The following is a 13,534-nucleotide window of genomic DNA, read 5'->3' as shown; positions in this document are numbered from 1 at the left end:
GGATCCTATCAGTCCCCGACCGAAGCGCGCAGGTCGTAGCCATGGGCATCCGCAACCGGGAAGAACGCGCGCAGCAACGCCCGTTCTTCCGCACGGATATGCGGGTTCCACACGTCGAAGATCAGGATCGCGCGCAGCGCGTCCGATCGGTTCCACGCTTCATGGTCGATCGTGTCGTCGAACGCCCAGGCCTCCCCCTCGCGCCAGTCGCGCGTCTCGCCACCTACCCGGAACGTGCAACCCGCCGGCACGATCAGTGGCAGGTGGACGATCGCCCGCACATTGCTGACCCCGCTATGCGCCGGCAGGTGGGTGCCGGGTTGCAGCAGCGAGAAGAAGACCGTCGGCGCGCGTTCGGGCAATTCGGCCAGCGGCAACGCCTCGATGATCGCGGTCGTCGCGGGGCAGCGCGCGCACGCCGCATCGTCGCGCCGTCCGTTCTTCCACAGGTGGAACGCGCCCCAGGCCAGCCTGTTGTCGAGCGGCGACCATTTATTCTCGGGCGTGCCGGACGGCATCGCGACATAGGGCGTGATGGCGGCGGCATCCTCGGCCAGCAATGCGACCAGCTCGGCCCGGATGACATCCGTCTGCGCCTCCAGCTTCGCCATCCACGGGAAATGGTCCCGGTCGAAGAACTCGTCGGCCGGCAGGAACGGAAAATGCAGCCCGCTGCACCGGTTGGCGTGGATTTCCCGCCGCCCCAGCAGATGATCGATACAGGCATCGAACCGCCGGCGCGCGCCCTGCGTCACCGCCTCGCGCGCCGCGCCCAGTCCGGCCTCGATCGCATCCGCGAACGACGCCTGCTGCCGCACGACCTTGGCCCGCGCATGGACCAGCATCGTTTCGACCGCCGGACTGCGGTCGTCCATCAGCGCCGCGATGGCCAGCACCCCGCTCCATCGCTCGGCCGCGCGCGCCTCCTGCCCGGTCCGCTCGAACAGCTCGGCCAGCCGTACCAATGCCATGAAATGCCGCTGGTCGATCGCCAGCACCGCCTCCAGCGCCGCCTGCTCCCCCGCATCGTCGCCCTGCCGCCGCAACGCCGTGGCCAGGTTGATGCACAGGTCCGGCGATCGCGGATCGGCCGCCGCGGCACGGCGGAACAGCGCGGCGGCGGCAACCGGATCGCCGCTGCCCAGCGCCTGCATCCCCAGCGCGTTCAGCGCGACCGGCTGCTCGCCCGCGCGGGCGATGATGTCCCGGTAGATCGCGGCCGCCGCCTGCCGGTCGCCCGTCCGCTGCGCCTGTCCGGCCGTCAGCAACCGGTTGCGGATATCGGTCTCGTTCATGGCGTCACGCTATACCGGATGCGGTGGGTAGACAAACGGTGGACGCGTCGCGCACACCGGACGCCATGATCGCCCAACCGGACAAGGATCGGCCCGTCCAGCCGCCGCCGCGCCCATCCGCACCCTCAGCGGCGCCGCGCGACGTGGCGCGTGACGCGACCTGGCTCGCGCACCGCTATGATCCGACGGACGACATGGTGCATTTCCTGCCAGTGCCGCGGACGATGCACCGCGCCGCGACCTTCCTTTCGGACGACTATCTCCCGCACGGCCTGGAACCGCGCATCGTCCCGCGCCGTGCCGCAGTCGCCGCCGCGCCGCCGCCGGCCCCGCTGCATTTCATATTCCACAGCGCCTTCTGCTGCTCGACCCTCGTCGCGCGCGCCTTCGACCGCCCCGGCTGGGCGATGGGCCTGAAGGAACCGCCGATCCTGCAGGACATCATCGGCTGGCGCCGCCGCGGCAGCCCGGGGCCCGACATGGCCGCCGTGCTGGACGACGTCCTGACCCTCCTCGCGCGGCCGTTCGGACCGGGGGAGGCGGTGGTGGTCAAGCCGTCCAACATCGTGGGCGGGCTCATCCCGGCCATCCTTACGCTGCGGCCGGACGCGCGCGCCGTCCTGCTCTCCGCACCGCTCCGGCTCTATCTCGGGTCGATCGCGCGCAAGGGGATGGACGGCCGGCTCTGGGTCCGCACGCTCCTGCTCGGGCTGCTCGACGACGGACTGGTCGATCTCGGCTTCACGCCGCGTGACCATCTCGGCCACAGCGATCTTCAGGTCGCGGCCATCGGCTGGTTGGCGCAGCAGGCGCTGTTCGGCCGGCTGGTCGCGCAGTTCGGGCTCGCCCGCGTCCGGACGCTCGACAGCGAAGTCCTGACCGCCGATCCCGAACGGGCGATGCGCCGCCTGGCCGCCCTGTTCGGCCTGCCGCTCGACGCCGCCGCCCTGCGCGACATCGTCACCGGCCCGGCCTTCACCCGCCATTCCAAGCACGGCACCGCCTTTGCCGCCGACGATCGCACGCGCGAACAGCAGGACGGCGCGCAGGTCCATGCCGACGAGATCGAAAAGGTCGCCACCTGGGCGGAGGCCGTCGCCCGCACGATGGGCGTGTCGCTCGTACCCACCGCCCCCCTGTTCGCCGGAGCCCTGCCATGACCGCCGACTTCACCGCGCTCGCCCGGTCCGGCGTCGATGCCCTGCGCCGCGGCGACGCACGCACCGCACGAACGGCGTTCGAACGGATCGAGGCGGCGGGCCGCGGCACGCACCAGCTCCGCCTGCTGCTCGCCCAGGCCTGCACCGCACTCGGCGATGCCGCGCCGGCGCACCGCGCGCTCGATGCCGTCCTCGCTGCCGAACCGACGAACCTCTACGCGCTCATCATGCGCGGCGACCTGCACGGCGCGGCCGGCGCCACGCGTGTCGCGGTCAGCTGGTACCAGGCGGCCCTGGCACAGGCCCCGCGGGCCGGCACGCTGCCCGCCGATCTGCTCGCCGCACTGCGCCGGGCGGAGGCGACCGTGGCTGCGTCAGCCAGGGCGTTCGAGGCGCATCTCGATCACGCGTTCGCCGCCGCCGGCGTCGACCCGGCCACCACCGCGCCGCGCTTTGCCGAGGCGCTCGAAATCCTCGCCGGCCGCGCACCCGCGATGGTCCAGCAGCCCACGAGCTTCTACTATCCGCATCTCGCCCCGCGCCCGTTCTTCGACGCGGGGGCGTTCGGCTGGGTCGCGGCACTCGAGGCTGCCGCCCCGGCCATCCGGGCGGAGGCCGAACGCCTGCTCGCCGATCGCACCGCGCTCGCCCCCTATGTGGTGGCGGAGGCCGATCGCCCGACCAAGCGGCACGCCCTGCTGGACGATCGCCGCTGGAGCGCGTTCCACTTCTTCGACAACGGCACGCCCATCGCCGCCAACATAGCGCGCTGCCCGGCCACGGCGGCCGCCCTTGCCGCGCTGCCGATCCCGCACATCGCCGGCCGCTCGCCGATGGCGCTGTTCTCCGTCCTCGAACCCGGCACGCACATCCCGCCGCACAACGGCATGCTCAACACACGGCTGATCTGCCACCTGCCGCTGATCGTGCCGCCCGGCTGCCGGCTGCGCGTCGGCAACCAGACGCGCACGGTCGAACCCGGCCGCATGCTCATCTTCGACGATTCGATCGAGCATGAGGCCTGGAACGACGGCGACTCGATCCGTGTCGTGCTGCTGTTCGAAATCTGGCGGCCGGAACTCGACGCGTCCGAACGGACCGCCCTGACCACCTTGTACGAAGCGATCGGTGCCTATGGCCCGGTCGCCGGCGATCAGGCCGGCGCCTGATCCACCGGTCAAATTATTTGCACAACCCCTCGGTCCCCGCCGCGCCGCAGGACCGTGTGGTATCCAGCATGCGCGCTTCGGCGCGGGATCGCTCCCAGTCGCCCTTCGTCTTGCAGACGCGCTGACCCTTCACCAGCGATCCGGTTTCCAGGAACCGCTTGCAGACCATCTTGTCGCGCGGGTCGCTCGACCGCTCGATGGCGTCCTTGGCCGGCGGTGCCGCGATGGCCCCCGCCGCACAATAGAGCATCATCGTCCCGGCAATCAGTGCTCTTGCCATGTCGGCCCCCTTGCAAGTCCGGTGCAGGCTACGTCAAAGCAAGGGCCGTGGAAAGTCCATGCGCCAGGGGGCCGCCATGCGTCAGAAGCCAGTGCCGAAACGCCCCGCCCCCGCCGCGGCCACCCTGCGCGCGCGGATCGACCGGGCGCTCGCATCCGGCGCGATCGAGACTGCGGCACGGCTCGCCGAAACCGCGCTGGCGGGTGGTGCCGGCGATCCGATGCTGCTCAACCTCGCGGCCTGGCGGCGGGAGGAAGCCGGCGACTATGCCGGCGCGCACCAGCTCCTCCAGCGCGCGCTGGCGCTCGTGCCCGGCGATCCGCTCGTGCTCGCCGCGATCGCCGCGGTCCTGCGCAAGGAAGGCCGGGCCGACGATGCGCTGGTCATCATCGACCGGTCGATCGCCACCGTGCCGCATCATGCGCCGTTCTGGCTGGAACGCGGCTACATCCACGATGCGCTGCGCAACTGGGCCGCGGCGCGCGCCAGCTACGAACGCGCGCTGTCGCTCGATCCGGCGCTCGCGCCCGCCATGGCCAAGCTGGCCGATCTCGCGGCAAAGGACGGCGATCCGATCGCCGGCCGGCGCATGGCCCTGGCCGCGCTCGCGCTCGACCCGGCCGAGCCCACTGCGGTCTGCGCGCTGGCGACGATCGAGATCGAGGCACGCGACGGCGCGGCGGCACAGCAGCGGCTGATCGCGCTGCTCGACCGCAGCGGAAAGGGCGTCAAGGGCGAGGATCGCATCCGCGCGCTCACGCTGCTCGGCGATGCGCTCGACCGGCAGGACCGCACGGCCGACGCGTTCGCCACCTGGACCCGCGCGCAGCAGGCGTTTCGCGACCTGCATCGCACCGATCTCGCGCCTGCGGACGGTCGCCCCTCGCATCGCATGTTCATCCGCGCCATCGCCGATCAGGTCCGCGCTTCGCCCCCCATGGCACCGCCCCCCCCACCGCCGCCGGTCCCCGGTGCCGCGGCGACGCATGTCTTCCTGCTCGGCTATCCGCGCTCCGGGACGACGCTTGTCGAAAACGTGCTGGCCAGCGCGCCCGGCGTGGTGGCGTTGGAGGAACGCGACACGCTGGCCGACGCGGACGGCGTGCTGATCGCCAACGACGGTACGATGCCGGCGCTCGATGCCATCGATGCCGATCGGCTGGCTGCCTTGCGCGCCGCCTACTGGCGCCGCGTCGCGGCACTTGCCGGCGATGTCGATGGCCGGACCTTCGTCGACATGAACCCGTTCAACGGCATCAAGCTGCCGCTGATCGCCCGCCTGTTTCCCACCGCCCGCATCCTCGTCATGCGGCGCGACCCGCGCGACGTGGTGCTCAGCTGTTTCCGGATCAACTTCACGCCCAGCACCGCGGCCTGGGCCTTCAGCGAGCTGGAGGAGACCGCCCGCCATTACGACGCGCTCATGACGCTGACCGAACTCTGTCGCGAACGGCTGCCGCTCGCCTGCCACGAGGTCCGCTACGACCGGCTGGTCACCGATTTCGAGGCGACGGTCCGCGCGGTCGCGGATTTCGTCGGGCTGGAATGGACCGACGCCTTCCTGCGCTTCGACCGAACGGCGCAGGCCCGTGGCGTCCGCACCGCCAGCGCCGGACAGGTCCGCCGCGGCCTGTTCGACGGACGCGGCCAATGGCGGCGCTATGCCGATCCGCTCGCCCCCGCGCTGCCGATCCTCGCCCCCTGGATAGAGCGCTTCGGCTTCGATACCTGAGCCCGCCGCCGCACGCCGACGCCGCGGGCAACCGGACATCGCAAACGCCGTACCCGGTTTGATGGCGTCACATTCGGCCCGCCCCGAACGCATCGACGACCGGGGACACTGCGATACGACTTTGCGCAAGCACGACGCCGGGCACGCCGTCGTGACACCCGCGCGCAGCACGCCCGACGCGCCGACGCGCTTAACAGCCTCGCCTGGCCCTCCACGCGCAGGTCGGACAGGGACCACGACATACCGAAGACCCGACGGGATCGCATACGCGCAACGGACGCCGCAGCAGCTTCGTCCCCGTCATCCAGGCCAAATCAAACGCGCCGGATCGCCCCGCGCGGCTCGCCGGCGGGGATCCGGACGCGAAAAAGGGGGCGGCCTTTCGACCACCCCCGTTTCGGAAGCGAAGCATGTCCACCGGACGACGCGGGCGTCGTCGCGGCTGCCGCCCGCCGGTCGCCCGGCAGGTCGGCGATCCGCCGCCTAGAACTTCAGGCGGGCACCCACGGCGTAGCGGCGGCCCAGGGCGTCGTACGTCGAAGGATAGGTGTTGCCGCTGTTGAACGACACGTTGCCGATCGTGCCGCCGACGAGCGGCGGGGTCTTGTCGAACAGGTTCATGACGGTCAGCGTCAAGTCAAAATTGTCGCTGACGCCCACGCGAGTGGCCAGATCGAAATAGTCGGCCGACTTGATCCGCCCGAAATTGACTTCCTCTCCGGCCAGCGCGCCCGCCGCGATCGTGCCGGCGAAGGTCGTGACACCCGGCTCGACCCGCATCTTGTCGATATGACGCCACAGCAGCGAGAAGTCGGCGGCGCCGAACGTCACTGTCGTGCGCTGGTTCCAGGTGAACTCAGGCTGCAGCGAACCCGGTGCCGAGTTCGGACCGGCCGACCCCGGCGAACCACAATTCTGACCGTAGAGACCGACGCACTCGCGCGGATCGGAGGTCGGCAACGCGCCGCCGGCACCCGGGAAGCCCACCGGGATGGTGGCACCCGGCACGATCGACTGGAACTCGGACCGGTTGGTCCAGTTGCCCTGGAAGCTCAGGTTCAGCTTCGCAAAGCCCAGGTCGCGGCGATAGTTGACGCCGAGATCGATACCGTCCGTCAGGATCCGACCCGAGTTGGACAGCGGGAAGATGATACCGGCGGTGGTCGCCACATCGCCGTCCAGAGCGCCCGTCACCGGGTTACGCCGGATCAGCTGGCACAGCGGGTTGTTCGTGCTGGCCGCGCTGAAGCAGCCATCAACGATATCGCCGACCGTCGGCTGCGAAATCGCGTCCTTGATGCGGATATTGTAATAGTCGACCGTGATCGACAGGCCAGGCACGAAGTCCGGCTGGATGACGACACCGAACGTGTAGGAGTCGGCTTTTTCCGGACGGACGTTCAGGCTGCCCGACGTGGTGCCGTTTGCCTGTGCCGCGGTCGGATTGGCGATCAGCCCGATCGCGGCGGCAGGTGCGCCCTGCGCGATGCAGACCGCGCGCAGGTTGGCGTCGGTCAGCGGGCCGGCATAGGTGATCGCACCGGCGGCGTTGCGGGTCGTCCGGCACGGATCGGCCGACAGGCTGGTCAGCCCGGTGTTGGACGGCGCGAATAGTTCGTTGATGTTCGGTGCGCGCACCGCACGCTGGAAGTTGCCGCGTGCCTTCAGGCCGTCGAACGGTTCCCACGTGCCGCCGCCCTTGTAGGTGGTGGTGTTGTAACCGCCGCCGCCCTGCACGTTGTAGGCCGAGTAGCGCAGACCGGCCTCTAGGGTCAGGCTCTTGAAGCCCGGAACGTCGCTGACGATCGGCGCGATGATTTCGCCATAGCCTTCGTAGACGTTGTAGCTGCCGCGGTAGTTCGGCACGGCGCCGCCGGCACCGCCCAGTTCGCCCGCGGTCTGCGACAGCACGTCGGCGGTCTGCGATGCGGTGTACTTGCGGAACTCACCGCCCAGCGCGAAGCCGATCGGCTCGCTGGCGAACGGCGACGATACGCCGATGTCACCGCTCAGCAGGGCGCGGGCCTGGGCCAGCGACGTGGACTGCTCGGTCGTGCTGGCTTCGGTCAGATAGTCGACCTGCTGCTGCGTGATCGATCCGTCGCCGCCGAACAGGTTCAGCGGAACGCAGCCGCTGCCTGCCGCACCGCCCGGTGCACCGGGCAGACAGGTCGCGGTGTTGGTGGCGTAGGCCGCGGCGCGGGCGCGCGACGTCAGCACGTAACCGGACTGGATCTGGCGGTTGGTCGATTCACCGTACGAACCCGAGAGGTCGAGGTCGATCGACTGGGTGATCCCCACCTTCACGCCGGCGCGGTAGTCGAACACCGTCGTGGTGTAGTCGGAAACGCGCGGGCCGGCCTCGGTCAGCCGGCGACCCACGGTGGTCAGCACGGTGCGGAAGTTCGGATCGGCCGGGTTGGTGGCCGCTGCCGCCGCGTTGCACTGCGCCGCGCTCAGCGGGCCCTGTGCGACGACGCCGTTCGGGTTGAACGTCCCGCGCAGGTTGTTGATCGGGTCCTGCCCGGCTGCGAAGATGTTGCCCGCGTTGCAGAACTGCTGGCGCGCGCCGGCGGGCAGGTACGGATTGCTCAGCGGGATGACGACGCCGGAAGAGAAGATGCCGGACGGCGCGATGATCGTGTTCACCGTGTTCTTGGAAAACAGCCCGCACGTATAGACCTGGACGTTGTCGGCCACGTCATAATGCGCCGCACCGTAGATGTTGAACCGCTTGAACGGCGTCTGAAACACATTGTACGGGTTGAAGTTGAACCCGTCGCGCGAACCGAGATACGGCCGCAGCGTGCCGTTTTCCGGAACGATGCTGTTGAACGCGGTGCCCAGCGTGAAGCGGCCCGGTACGGTCGTGCCCGAACCGCCACGGCCGCCCGAGGTGGACGTGTAGTTGTTCTGCGAGATTCGGCGCGCGCCCTGATAGACGGGATCGGCATTCTGGTAGCCGACCGAGAGCACAGCGTTGCCGCGATCGTCGCCGAAATTGCCGCCGATCGTCAGGTCGATCCGCGTCGTCTCGCCGTCGCCACGCTCGGTCAGCTGCTCCGATGCGTTGATTTCGATGCCCGAGAAATCGGAACGGGTGATGAAGTTGATGACGCCCGAAACCGCATCGGCGCCGTAGGTCGTGGCGGCACCGCCGGTCAGCGTGTCGACGCGCTCGACCAGGGCCAGCGGGATGTTGTTCAGATCGACGCGGCCGACCGTGCTGGACGGTGCGATGCGCGTGCCATCCAGCAGGACGACGTTGCGGAAGTTGCCGAGGCCGCGAAGATCGGCGAATGCCGCGCCGCCATTGCCGTTGTTCACCGCGGAACCGATGCTGGGCACCGCACCCGGCAGGTCGCGCAGGATCTGCTCGGCCGTGTTCGACTGCCGCAGTGCGATCTCTTCCTGGCCGATGACCGCGACCGGGCTCGACGAAATCAGGTTCGGATTGCGGATCAGCGTGCCGGTGACGACGATGTCGCCCGTGCTGTTCTCGCCGGCGGGCGGTGCCGAGTCGGCGCTGGAAATCCCTGCGGCCGGGGCGGCCGGATCGCTGCTCTGCACGCCCGTCTTGGGCTGGCTGGCCGGATCGGCGGTTTGCGCGAACGCGGGCTGGGCCACGAACGCCGCACTGGCCATCAACGTCGATGCGAGCAGGCGCGAACGATTAGGACTGAGCATGGAATTTCCCCCTTGTTTCACCTGCGCGCAGCGGGTCGTTGCCTGCCGCGGTTCGAGTGTATGTGTCAGGCGTAATTCAGAAATCGGAAAGCGCCAATGGCCCTGTAACGGGACCGCAATAATCACCGTCCCTGTTGCAATGCGGCAACATCCGCCGCGGCTTGTCGATGGTACCGGCCTGGCTTAGCGTTGGCGAAACAGGGATCAGGGGGATCGTCCGTGACTTTCAGCCACTATGTCACATTTGCAGTCCTGCTCGGCATGGCCGGCGTGGCTGCGGCGCAACCGAGCGGTGCCACGCCGACCGGCGATGCGGTCCTGCAATCGTTGTCGCGCTGCCGCACGCTGGCCGCGCCCGACGCGCGGCTCGACTGTTTCGACAAGGCGACCACCGCGCTCGAGACCGCGGTGCGATCGAAGGCCGTCACGATCGTCGACCGTCAGGATATCCGCAACGTGCGGCGATCGCTGTTCGGGTTCACGCTGCCCCGCATCGCGCTGTTCGACGGTGCGGACCGGGGCGACGGGCGCAGCAGGGAGCCCGCGTTCGAGGAGCTGAACACCACGATCGCCCGCGTCCAGCCAGGCGCCAACGGCCGCGTCGAACTGCGGCTGGCGGAGGGCGACGCGGTCTGGAGCACGACGGACCCGATGCCGTTCCCGCCCCGCGTCGGGGACCGCATCCGGCTGCGCAAGGGTGCGATGGGCAACTATTTCTTGGCGATCGCCGGGCAGCGCACCGTCCGCGGGGTCCGCGTCCGCTAGGCCCCTTCACACAGCGCGACGGCCGCGATCGTCGCGGTGGCCGCGCGGGCAAGATCGGCGTGCGGCGCGATCCACGTCTCGGCGATCGCGATCTCGCCGGCCAGGTCGGTCTCCGCCTGCCGCCGCCGCGCCAGCCGATCGGCATTGCTGAACGGGACATCGCGGTTCTTGGAATAGGTTGCGAACAACGGCCCGGCGACACGCTCGGCGATTTCCGGGTCCGACAACGGCACGTCCAGATGTGCCGCCGCCCTGGCCAGCACCGGCCGCGGGTCCGTCAGGAACGTCTCCGCATCCAGGCTGCGTGCGTGCGGCATGGCAACGATCGCCGCGGCGAACGCACGCATCTGCGCCAGCCACAGCGCGGCGGCGCGCGCCGCATCGGACCAGCCCGTCATGTCGCCCAGCCGCGCCGCCTGCTGCGTCGTGACCCGGCGCACCCACTGCCGGTGCGGATCGCTGCGCAGGATGGCGTGCAGATAGCCCCGCAACGGCAGATGCAGGAAGATCGCGCGCGCCGCCGGATCGCGCTGCACCAGCGCCGGCAACATGAAATTGACCGGCACGTTCGCCTTCACGATCGTCGGCCGGTCCGGATCATAGCGGCGCGACAGAATTGCCAGCATCACGTCGAGCCGCCCGTCCGCCGCATCGAACGCCAGTTGCCGCAGGCCCAGCGGCTCGCGCAGCACCAGATTGCCCGGTTCCAGGTCCAGCGCGGACGCCAGCAGCGTCGATCCGCAATGCGCGACGTGGAAGATCCACCCCGTCGGCGCGGGCCGCGGTACGGCCTGCAGCAGGGTCGCGACCGGCAGCCGCAGCGATCCTTCCGCCGCGGGCGAAATCCGCCCGTCCAGGAAGATCGACCGATGATAGGCCGCCCGGTCCATCGGCACGAACAGGGCGTCGCGGCCGTCGAAACTGTGCAGATAATGGTCGGGGGAGGCGTAGAGACTGTTGAGCGTCAGGAGCATGTCTCGGCTATAGCCCGGCCGCCGGTTTGCCGCTATCCCCGGCTGACGATGCCCCGTATCAGCCTGCCCGAACCCGGCCGCCCCCAGGTCCTGATCGCGCCCGACGGCGAAACCGCGATTTCGGACGTCGATCCGGCGCTGATCGTCGATCTCTACAAGACCCACGGCGCGCTGCTGCTGCGCGGCTTCGGTGCCGACATCGGACAGTTCCGGGCGTTCGCCCGCCAGTATTGCGCAACATCGGTGATGAACGAGAGCCCCGGTCGCCAGCCGATCGATCCGGCCGCCAACATCCACAGTGTCGACGGCGGCACCCGTGCCTTTTCGCTCCACCCCGAATTGTCGCGCGAACCGTGGAAGCCGGACGTCGCCTTCTTCGCCTGCTTCTCGCCGCCGTCGCGCGGTGGCGCCACGACGATCTGCGACGGCGTCGCGCTGGTCCGCGCGTTGCCAGACGTGCTGCGCCGCAACCTGCAGGACCGCCGGCTGCTGTACATCAAGCCGACCTGGCCTGCGTTGCTCGACTACTGGCTGGGCACGCCCGATCCGGACGATGCGACGCTCGCCGCCCCGCCGCCGTCCTGCCCCTATTTCTTCCGCCGGATCGAGGGCAACGTCGTGTGCGTCTTCACGCGCCCCGCGCTGCACCGCCCGATGTTCATCGACGAACCCGCGTTCGGCAATTTCCTGCTCTTCGCGCGGTTCAACAACAACCGACCCGATTTTCCGGTGCTGGACGACGGCCACCCGGTGCCGGAATCCTGGCTGCAGGCGATCCGCGCCGCCGGCGAAAGCGTGACCGCGCCGGTCGAATGGCAGGCCGGCGACGTCCTGATGCTCGACAATACGCGTTTCATGCATGGCCGAACCGCGATCCTCGACGCGCGCGAGCGGCTGATCGCGACCTATTTCGGCTATGTCGGCTTCGCCCGCCCCGATCCGGAAGAGCCGCCGAACCCGGCATGGCGCCGGCCGGGCTTCCACCCCCCGCTGCCGCCGCATCTGGTGCGCTGATCCGGCCGCGTCGGCGCCCGGCGCGCATCTGGAACCTTACCGATTGACCGCCATTGCCCCGGCCAGCGGCTGCGGGTCGATACGCCGCCCGTTCCAGGTCATCGCCCAGTGCAGGTGCGGACCCGTCGCGCGCCCGGTCGCGCCGATCGCCCCCACCGGCTGCCCGCGCGTCACCCGGTCGCCGACGCGTACGTCGATCCGCGACAGATGGAGGAACGCGCTGCCCAGCCCCATGCCGTGATCGATCAGCAGCAAATGCCCCTCCAGGCTGAACGGAACCTCCGCCGCCAGCACCACCACGCCGTCCAGCGGGCTCGCCACCGGCGTCCCCGTCGGTCGCGCGATATCGACGCCGCCGTGATAGGCGCCGGGTTCGCCCGCATAGATGCGCTGCGATCCGAACACGCCGCTGATCCGCCCGGTCACCGGCCAGACCGGCGTCTGCCGCCAGCCGTCCGTCGCGTGCATGGTGGCCCGCGCCGCCACGATCTGCGCGATCTCGTCCGCGCGTCGGGCGATCTGCTCCGCCGTCCGCGGGGTCGCCTTGGGCAGGGTCGGCAGCGACTGGATCCGCCAGGTGCCCGGCTGCACCGCCAGCATACGCACGCTGTCCGTTCCGTCCACGCGGGTCGCCACCAGCCGCGCGGTCGGCGGCGCATCGCGGTCCAGCCCGATCAGGAACCGCCCGTCCGGCGCCATCGCGAGCGTCTCCCCGTCCAGCGTCAGCGCGGTCGTGCCCGCCGGCGCCGTGCCGCGCACCAGCCCGCCCTGCCGCACCGCGCCGGACAGCATGAGTCCGTCGGCCCGCGCACCGCCCGTCTCGCGCGCCGCCTGCGTTGCGGTATCCGCGGGCAGGGTCAGCGCCGGCGGCATCCCCCATGCCGCGACGGGCACGGCGGTCGCCAGCAGCAGGACGCGAATCACTCGGGCAGCATCGCCGCGCTCGCCGCCTGCGCGGTCGCATAGGGCTCCTGCCGCTCCACGCTCCAATATTTCAGCGTGTCGAGCGGGATGGCGACACCCGTGCCGGCGCACACGACATGGTCGCCACGCACCAGTATCCGGAAATTGTTCGCCATATATAGCAGCTTCGCGGGCCGCCCCGGGGACATCAGCATCGGCATATCGTCATAACGTCGCTCACTCGAACAATCCGGGCTGGTCCGCCCGCACCTTGGGATAGGGGGCGGCCCCCGCTTTCTCAACCCGCGCATCGACCGCGCCGTCGGCGAAGTGCAGCGTCAGCGCCCCCGCCGCGCGCGCCGCCGCCGCGCTCGTCAGCACGCTCCCCGGCCCATTGGCATCGCCCCGGCGCTCCACCTTCACATACCCACGCGCCAGCGGCCGGTTCGGGTCGAGCTGTTCCAGCAACCGCCCGGCCTGCGCCACCAGGGCCGCGCGCTCGGCCAGCGGCCGCTGCACCAGCGCCGGCCCGAACCGCGCCGCCGCCAGCCGCGT

Annotated in this window: 11 protein-coding genes and 1 pseudogene; 5 read left to right on the top strand and 7 right to left on the bottom strand. The window is 70.1% G+C overall.

The window, feature by feature from the left end:
* Positions 1 to 8: 8 nt before the first annotated feature.
* A complete protein-coding gene (locus BKY59_RS07005) occupies positions 9 to 1,295 on the bottom strand; it encodes an aspartyl/asparaginyl beta-hydroxylase domain-containing protein (RefSeq protein WP_076070098.1) in 1,287 nt (428 codons plus the stop codon).
* Between the two features lie 23 nt (positions 1,296 to 1,318).
* Here BKY59_RS07005 and BKY59_RS07000 point away from each other — a divergent pair, with 23 nt between their 5' ends.
* Together BKY59_RS07000 and BKY59_RS06995 are read left to right on the top strand one after the other, a co-directional pair.
* Positions 1,319 to 2,455 (top strand): hypothetical protein, encoded by a 1,137-nt coding sequence (locus tag BKY59_RS07000; protein ID WP_240500000.1) that lies wholly within the window; start codon positions 1,319 to 1,321, stop codon positions 2,453 to 2,455.
* On the top strand, positions 2,452 to 3,624 hold the full coding sequence (locus tag BKY59_RS06995) for an aspartyl/asparaginyl beta-hydroxylase domain-containing protein (protein WP_076070094.1): 1,173 nt from the start codon (positions 2,452 to 2,454) through the stop codon (positions 3,622 to 3,624). Before BKY59_RS07000 ends, BKY59_RS06995 begins: the two co-directional genes overlap by 4 nt.
* A 13-nt stretch (positions 3,625 to 3,637) precedes the next feature.
* On the opposite strand, the gene BKY59_RS06990 is transcribed toward BKY59_RS06995, so the two are convergent.
* Positions 3,638 to 3,904: a hypothetical protein gene (locus tag BKY59_RS06990; protein WP_129586252.1), complete on the bottom strand. Its 267-nt coding sequence runs from the start codon at positions 3,902 to 3,904 to the stop codon at positions 3,638 to 3,640.
* Between the two features lie 76 nt (positions 3,905 to 3,980).
* Between BKY59_RS06990 and BKY59_RS06985 the strand changes: the two genes are divergently transcribed.
* Complete coding sequence (locus tag BKY59_RS06985) at positions 3,981 to 5,636, top strand: tetratricopeptide repeat-containing sulfotransferase family protein (protein WP_165374802.1); 1,656 nt, start codon at positions 3,981 to 3,983, stop codon at positions 5,634 to 5,636.
* Between the two features lie 483 nt (positions 5,637 to 6,119).
* Here BKY59_RS06985 and BKY59_RS06980 read toward each other — a convergent pair whose 3' ends face one another.
* Positions 6,120 to 9,323, bottom strand: a complete 3,204-nt coding sequence (locus tag BKY59_RS06980) for a TonB-dependent receptor domain-containing protein (protein WP_076070084.1) — start codon at positions 9,321 to 9,323, stop codon at positions 6,120 to 6,122.
* A 219-nt stretch (positions 9,324 to 9,542) separates the two neighbouring features.
* On the opposite strand from BKY59_RS06980, the gene BKY59_RS17635 reads away from it, so the two are divergent.
* A complete protein-coding gene (locus BKY59_RS17635) occupies positions 9,543 to 10,088 on the top strand; it encodes a hypothetical protein (RefSeq protein WP_076070080.1) in 546 nt (181 codons plus the stop codon).
* Here BKY59_RS17635 and BKY59_RS17630 read toward each other — a convergent pair.
* On the bottom strand, positions 10,085 to 11,062 hold the full coding sequence (locus tag BKY59_RS17630; protein WP_076070078.1) for a hypothetical protein: 978 nt from the start codon (positions 11,060 to 11,062) through the stop codon (positions 10,085 to 10,087). The two genes, BKY59_RS17635 and BKY59_RS17630, sit on opposite strands and share 4 nt — an antisense overlap.
* A 48-nt stretch (positions 11,063 to 11,110) precedes the next feature.
* Here BKY59_RS17630 and BKY59_RS17625 point away from each other — a divergent pair, with 48 nt between their 5' ends.
* Entirely contained in the window at positions 11,111 to 12,076 is a 966-nt protein-coding gene (locus tag BKY59_RS17625) for a TauD/TfdA family dioxygenase (RefSeq protein ID WP_076070075.1), read from the top strand.
* Between the two features lie 36 nt (positions 12,077 to 12,112).
* Here the strand turns inward: BKY59_RS17625 and BKY59_RS06960 are convergent, their stop codons facing one another.
* The 3 genes and pseudogenes from BKY59_RS06960 to BKY59_RS06950 form a co-directional block, all read right to left on the bottom strand.
* Positions 12,113 to 13,000 carry a M23 family metallopeptidase gene (locus BKY59_RS06960; protein ID WP_240499999.1) on the bottom strand — a complete coding sequence of 296 codons (888 nt, stop codon included), beginning with the start codon at positions 12,998 to 13,000 and terminating at the stop codon, positions 12,113 to 12,115.
* The gene (locus BKY59_RS06955) at positions 12,997 to 13,194 is read right to left on the bottom strand and encodes a DUF2093 domain-containing protein (protein WP_076070138.1); all 198 of its coding nucleotides are present in this window, start codon (positions 13,192 to 13,194) and stop codon (positions 12,997 to 12,999) included. The genes BKY59_RS06960 and BKY59_RS06955 overlap by 4 nt, the downstream gene beginning before the upstream one ends.
* 22 nt (positions 13,195 to 13,216) lie before the next feature.
* A pseudogene (locus BKY59_RS06950) lies at positions 13,217 to 13,534 on the bottom strand (exodeoxyribonuclease VII large subunit); the annotation flags it as partial.

This window comes from Sphingomonas montana (assembly GCF_001956315.1).
GTDB lineage: Bacteria > Pseudomonadota > Alphaproteobacteria > Sphingomonadales > Sphingomonadaceae > Sphingomonas_R > Sphingomonas_R montana.
The sequence above is the reverse complement of the archived record's forward strand: the minus strand, read 5'-3'. Positions and strand labels throughout refer to the sequence as shown.

Coding starts and splice junctions, on each gene's coding strand:
- BKY59_RS07005 (WP_076070098.1), bottom strand. CDS start 1,295: ATGAACGAGACCGATATCCGCAACCGGTTGCTGACGGCCGGACAGGCG.
- BKY59_RS06995 (WP_076070094.1), top strand. CDS start 2,452: ATGACCGCCGACTTCACCGCGCTCGCCCGGTCCGGCGTCGATGCCCTG.
- BKY59_RS06990 (WP_129586252.1), bottom strand. CDS start 3,904: ATGGCAAGAGCACTGATTGCCGGGACGATGATGCTCTATTGTGCGGCG.
- BKY59_RS06985 (WP_165374802.1), top strand. CDS start 3,981: ATGCGTCAGAAGCCAGTGCCGAAACGCCCCGCCCCCGCCGCGGCCACC.
- BKY59_RS06980 (WP_076070084.1), bottom strand. CDS start 9,323: ATGCTCAGTCCTAATCGTTCGCGCCTGCTCGCATCGACGTTGATGGCC.
- BKY59_RS17630 (WP_076070078.1), bottom strand. CDS start 11,062: ATGCTCCTGACGCTCAACAGTCTCTACGCCTCCCCCGACCATTATCTG.
- BKY59_RS17625 (WP_076070075.1), top strand. CDS start 11,111: ATGCCCCGTATCAGCCTGCCCGAACCCGGCCGCCCCCAGGTCCTGATC.
- BKY59_RS06955 (WP_076070138.1), bottom strand. CDS start 13,194: ATGCTGATGTCCCCGGGGCGGCCCGCGAAGCTGCTATATATGGCGAAC.